This window comes from Achromobacter sp., assembly GCF_032113835.1.
Classification (GTDB): domain Bacteria; phylum Pseudomonadota; class Gammaproteobacteria; order Burkholderiales; family Burkholderiaceae_B; genus Achromobacter.
Map to the genome: position 1 here is coordinate 26,627 of NZ_DAMCTG010000063.1, position 5,194 is coordinate 31,820.

Sequence of the window (5,194 nt, forward strand, 5' to 3'; positions counted from 1 at the left end):
CGAGCAAAGGACCCCAGGCGTCTCGCAGGCCCGGCTGGCCCCACTTGCCCACCATCCAGGTCGCCATGTTGTGAATCGTCAGGAACGCCGTCGTGGACGGGTCCACCGCCGCCATTTCCTCGAATACCAGCGTGGCGTCCAGTCGCGGCAGGCCCAGGCCGCCGATGTCTTCGCTGGCGTAGATGGCGCAAAAGCCCATTTCGCCCGCCCGGGCAAAGGCCTCCCGGGGGAAGATACCCTCGGCATCCCAGCGCGCGGCGTGGGGAGCCAGTTCGCCTTCTGCGTAATCGCGCGCGGCCTGCGCGAACGCGCGCTGCTCGTCGGTCAGTTCCAAGTCCACAGCCTGTCTCCTGTTGTAGTCGGTATTGTCTGGTGGCGTTGCTGCCGTCTCGTGAACGCCAGCCCGCCGATTTTGACATGACGTTGACGTAAACGTAAACGGAAACCCGGCTTAATGTTACGCCCGAAGCAGCCGGGCGTTTTGTCTTATTGATGACAATGTGCGGGGATGGCCAGCGGCAATGGCCCCCGGCGTAGGAAGACAGCGAGGCGCCGCAGCGGCGCCTCGCCGGGGTGCGATCAGCGCGTTACAGCAGCCCCGCCGGCCTGACCCGCCCATTGCGGGCGGTTTTTGCCCGCCGGTGCTCGGCGCGGCGGCGGCGCGATTCCTTGGGATCGAAGGTCAGACCGCGATAGATCTCCACGCGGTCGCCGTCCGCCAGCCGCGCGTGCGGCTCGGTGGCGCGGCCAAAAACGCCGACGCCCCGTTCCCACGGCTTGACGACCGGAAACGCTTGCGCAAACCCGCTGGCGGCCAGCGCGTCCTCCACGGTTGCGCCGTCGGGCAGCCGCACTTCCCGCTGCCACGCATGACCCGGCAAGGCGTAGCAGACGATGACGCCGATCTGCCCTGCCGCGGACGGCTCATTCGCCATATTTGGCCTGCGCGCGCTTGGTGAAGGAATCGATGAAGCTGGTCGCAATGCGGTTGAAGACCGGCCCCACCACCATCTCCAACGGACGGTTCGAGAACGCATATTCCATGGTGAACAGGACCTTGCACGCGTCTTCGGCCAGCGGCTGGAACACCCAATGCCCCACCAGGCTGGAGAAAGGACCATCGACCAGCTCAAGGTCGATCCGCTCGGGATAGACGTGGGTATTGCGGGTGGTGAAGCGCTGCTTCATGCCCGCAAAGGAGATCAGGATGGAGGCCTGCATGCCGTGTTCGTCGCGGGTCTGCACCTCGGCGCCGCCACACCACGGCATGAACTCGGGGTACTTCTCCACGTCGGCAACCAGGTCGAACATCTGGGCGGCGCTGTAAGGCACCAGGACGGATCGTTGTACTTTGTGCATCGACTATCGCAAATGGCTAGAATGGCAAGATTTTACCGGCACAGCGCTTCGTGGGCCTAAATGGACCGAAATCATTGGTCCAAACACTCGGCTTAACCCCGCACTCGGCTTAACCCCGGACCGGCACATCGCGCAGAATAACGAGCAATCCCCGTTCGCAACAACCCGCAATCGGCCGGATAGCCAGATTCGCAGAATCCCAGCAAGAAGGCTTTATGAGCATCATCGACAACCGCAAGGCCACGCACGACTATTTCATCGAAGACCGCTACGAGGCCGGCCTTGTCCTGCAAGGCTGGGAAGTCAAGGCGATCCGCGACGGCCGCGTGCAGCTCAAGGAAAGCTACGTCATCGTGCGCGATGGCGAACTGTTCCTGCTTGGCATGCACGTCAGCCCCCTGCCCACCGCCTCCACGCACATCCATCCGGACGCCATGCGCACGCGCAAGCTGCTGCTCAAGGCCGAAGAAATCAGCAAGCTCATCGGCAAGGTCGAGCAGCGCGGCTATACGCTGGTGCCGCTGAACCTGCATTACAAGAACGGGCGCATCAAGCTGGATTTCGCGCTGGGCCGCGGCAAGAAGCAGTTCGACAAGCGCGACACCGCGCGCGAGAAGGACTGGGCGCGCGAAAAGGAACGCATCATGAAGCACGACACCCGCGCTCCGCGCCGCAGCAAGGACGACTGATTTACGCGGCCACCGGCAGCGCCGGGCGCTCGGCCTCGTGGCCGGCGCCCACGATGCGGTTGCGCCCCGCCGACTTGGCCGCATAAAGCTTGCGGTCGGCCCGTTCAAACAGCACCTGAAGGTTCTCGCCGGGTATCCAATCCTCGACACCGGCGCTGAACGTATACGACATCGTGCTGCCGCCATGCGCACACGGCGTGCGCCGCACCGAATCCAGCAGCCGCTCCGCCACTTCAAGCACGGCGTCGCTGCGCATGTCCGCAAACAGCACGCAGAATTCCTCGCCCCCCACCCGGCCCACGTGGTCACCGGTGCGCAGCGTTGCGGTCGCCAGCAGGCCAAAATGGCGCAATACCGCATCGCCCGCGGCATGGCCGTGCGTGTCGTTGATGCGCTTGAAATGGTCGATGTCCAGCAGCAGCAGGGTCAGCGGACGGCGCATGCGCAGGGCCTGTGCGCAATAACGCTCGGCCTGCAGCCACCACGCCTTGCGCGACATCAGACCCGTCAGGAAGTCGGTGTTGGCCTCTTGTTCGCGATCGGCCAGCATGCGGTCGTGAATGATCATGATGGTGCCCAGCGTCAGGCAAGGCATGATCAGCACCCCCAGCGTCAGGAATGCGACGCTCCACACCGAGGGCTCCAGAAAGGCCGACACCATGTCCAGCTCGACCAGGTAAACCGCGGCGCGAAGCGCGCAGACCAAGGCCGAGATCAGCGTCACCACCCACACGAAACGGTAGCTGTAGCGCGAACGGTGCGCCGGCATGTTGCGCTGGACGACGATGGCCACGGCCAGCATGAACCCCATCTGCAGCAGCGACATCGCCACGATGCGCGGCCCCACCTGCCAGTCCACGTACGTATAGACCGCCACGACCGACAGCGCGGCCACACAGCCCAGCGTCATCAGATGCCGGGGCACCGCCAGCCCGAGCAGTCGGCGCACGCCCGCGTAGTACGCACAGAGGGCAAGCGCGACGGCCGTGTTGGGCACCAGGATGGACGCCCATAGCGGCGCCTTGGTGCTCTGCAGCGCAAAAGTAGAAAACGCCAACAGCGTAAGCAGGTTGGCGCGGATGGTTTCGCGGATGCCGGCCATGCCGCTGCGCGCCAGGGACCCCAGAACGCAAAGGGAAAGCACTCCCGCCAGCGCTGCTATCAGAAGCAAATTAACGGGAGCGATCATGGGCGGCGCGCCGCGAGGCGCGGAATCAGGTGTTGCGCGTGGACTTCACGATGGTCATGGCGGAGGCGATCATGCCGCCCACGTCGGACAGGTTGGCCGGCAGGATCAGCGTGTTGCCTTCCTTGGCCACGTTGCCGAACGCCTCGACGTAGCGCTCGGCGACCTTCAGGTTCACGGCTTCCATGCCGCCCGGCTGGCGCACGGCGTCGGCGACCTGCGTGATGGCCTTGGCGGTGGCTTCGGCAATCGCCAGCACCGCGGCGGCCTCGCCCTGCGCCTGGTTGATCTGCGCCTGCTTCTCGCCCTCGGAGCGCGCAATGGCGGCTTCGCGTTCGCCGGTGGCGATGTTGATCTGTTCCTGGCGGCGGCCTTCGGAGGCGGCGATCAGCGCGCGCTTCTCGCGTTCGGCGGTGATCTGCGCCTGCATCGAACGCAGGATTTCGTTGGGCGGCGTCAGATCCTTGATTTCGTAGCGCAGAACCTTCACGCCCCAGTTCAGCGCCGCCTCGTCCAGCGACGACACGATGTTGCTGTTGATGGAATCACGCTCTTCAAAGGTGCGGTCCAGTTCCATCTTGCCGATGACCGAGCGCAGGGTCGTCTGGGCAAGCTGCGTGATCGCCGAAATGTAGTTGGACGAACCATACGACGCGCGCATCGGGTCGGTGACCTGGAAATACAGCACGCCGTCGACCTGGAGCTGCGTGTTGTCGCGCGTGATGCAGACCTGGCTGGGCACGTCCAGCGGGATTTCCTTCAGCGAATGCTTGTAGGCCACGCGTTCGATGAAGGGAATCACGAATCCGGCGCCCGGCGACAGGACGCGGTCGAACTTGCCCAGCCGTTCGACCACCCAGGCATGCTGCTGCGGCACGATGGCGATCGCCTTGACGACGATCAGGATCGCCAGCGCAACGATGACGAGCAGCACGATAGTGGAAGTATCGATCATGATTTGAAGCCTCTTTTCGGGTAAACGCGCCGAGCTTGCCTGCCATGCCGGCCAGGTTTCCAACGGCTGTCCGCGCCGTGGCGCGGGCGGGTTCTGCTATGTCGAGCCGACGCTCTTGGGAGTGAGCACCAGGATCGAACCGCGCAGTTCGGTAATGATGTGTTCGCCGGCCTGCGGGGCGCATCCCTTCACCAGTTGAGCTTGCCAATGCGCGCCGCGATACCACACGCGGGCGGTGCCGCTGTCGGACCAGGCCTCGACCATGACGGTCTGGCCGATGTCCAGGTTGACGTCGGCATTGCGCGATGAATTGACCTCGCGCTTTTTCAGCACCCGGGTCTTGCGCAGCACCAGAAGCCCCAGCAGCAGCACCACGCCGCACGCCACCAACTGCCATTCCAGGCCGGCGTTCAGCCAGGCGGCGATGCCTCCGGCCGCCAACCCCAGCGCGACCAGCAGCAAATAGAAGGTTCCCGACGCCAGTTCCCCGATGAGGGCCAGCGCAGACAAGCCAAGCCAGATCCACATAGTCTTCAGATCGCCTGTAAGAATATTTCTCTGAGCGGATTGTACGTATTTCCAGGACGGAGCGGGAGACGCCACGCCCCCTCGGGAACAATAGGGCTGGATTATGATGTGCACTGGCGCGACCCGTCGCCAGACCACCGCGCCGTTTTTATCCACGCACAAGCCTTTATGACCGCTGCAACTCCTTCTGCTCTCCCCGTCCTGATCCTGCACACTGGCGATCCGGACGAAACGCTCAAAAGCCAGTTCGGCGGCTATGCCGAACAACTCCTGCGGGCCGCCGGCCTGCCCCCTGGCGGCGCCGAGATCGTCGCCGTGTACGAAGGCCAGCGCCCGCAGGCTCCGTCCTGCTACCGCGCCGCGCTGATCACCGGCTCGCCGGCCATGGTGTCGGACAAGGAACCCTGGAGCGAAGATGCCGCCGCATGGCTGCGCGACGCCATGGCTGCCGGCCTTCCCATGTTCGGCGTCTGCTAC

General features: G+C 64.5%; 7 protein-coding genes and 1 pseudogene. 2 read left to right on the forward strand and 6 right to left on the reverse strand.

What is annotated here, in order from left to right; genetic code table 11:
* The 3 genes from RT697_RS19570 to RT697_RS19580 all read right to left on the reverse strand — a co-directional run.
* Window positions 1-340: acyl-CoA dehydrogenase family protein (locus tag RT697_RS19570; RefSeq protein ID WP_313701157.1), on the reverse strand; the 340-nt coding region annotated here is incomplete at its 3' end.
* A gap of 247 nt (window positions 341-587) precedes the next feature.
* On the reverse strand, window positions 588-935 hold the full coding sequence (locus RT697_RS19575) for an RnfH family protein (RefSeq protein ID WP_313701159.1): 348 nt from the start codon (window positions 933-935) through the stop codon (window positions 588-590).
* Window positions 925-1,359, reverse strand: a complete 435-nt coding sequence (locus tag RT697_RS19580; RefSeq protein WP_056316825.1) for a type II toxin-antitoxin system RatA family toxin — start codon at window positions 1,357-1,359, stop codon at window positions 925-927. The genes RT697_RS19575 and RT697_RS19580 overlap by 11 nt, the downstream gene beginning before the upstream one ends.
* A gap of 179 nt (window positions 1,360-1,538) precedes the next feature.
* Here RT697_RS19580 and smpB point away from each other — a divergent pair, with 179 nt between their 5' ends.
* Window positions 1,539-2,048 carry an SsrA-binding protein SmpB gene (gene smpB / locus RT697_RS19585; RefSeq protein WP_224776897.1) on the forward strand — a complete coding sequence of 170 codons (510 nt, stop codon included), beginning with the start codon at window positions 1,539-1,541 and terminating at the stop codon, window positions 2,046-2,048.
* A gap of 1 nt (window position 2,049) precedes the next feature.
* Here smpB and RT697_RS19590 read toward each other — a convergent pair whose 3' ends face one another.
* The 3 genes from RT697_RS19590 to RT697_RS19600 form a co-directional block, all read right to left on the reverse strand.
* Window positions 2,050-3,237 carry a diguanylate cyclase gene (locus RT697_RS19590; RefSeq protein WP_313701161.1) on the reverse strand — a complete coding sequence of 396 codons (1,188 nt, stop codon included), beginning with the start codon at window positions 3,235-3,237 and terminating at the stop codon, window positions 2,050-2,052.
* A gap of 25 nt (window positions 3,238-3,262) precedes the next feature.
* Window positions 3,263-4,189, reverse strand: coding sequence for an SPFH domain-containing protein (locus RT697_RS19595; protein WP_008167745.1), 927 nt, complete (start codon window positions 4,187-4,189; stop codon window positions 3,263-3,265).
* 96 nt (window positions 4,190-4,285) lie between these two features.
* Complete coding sequence (locus tag RT697_RS19600) at window positions 4,286-4,717, reverse strand: NfeD family protein (RefSeq protein ID WP_313701163.1); 432 nt, start codon at window positions 4,715-4,717, stop codon at window positions 4,286-4,288.
* 168 nt (window positions 4,718-4,885) lie between these two features.
* Between RT697_RS19600 and RT697_RS19605 the strand changes: the two are divergent.
* Window positions 4,886-5,194 (forward strand): annotated as a pseudogene (locus tag RT697_RS19605) (glutamine amidotransferase); the annotation flags it as partial.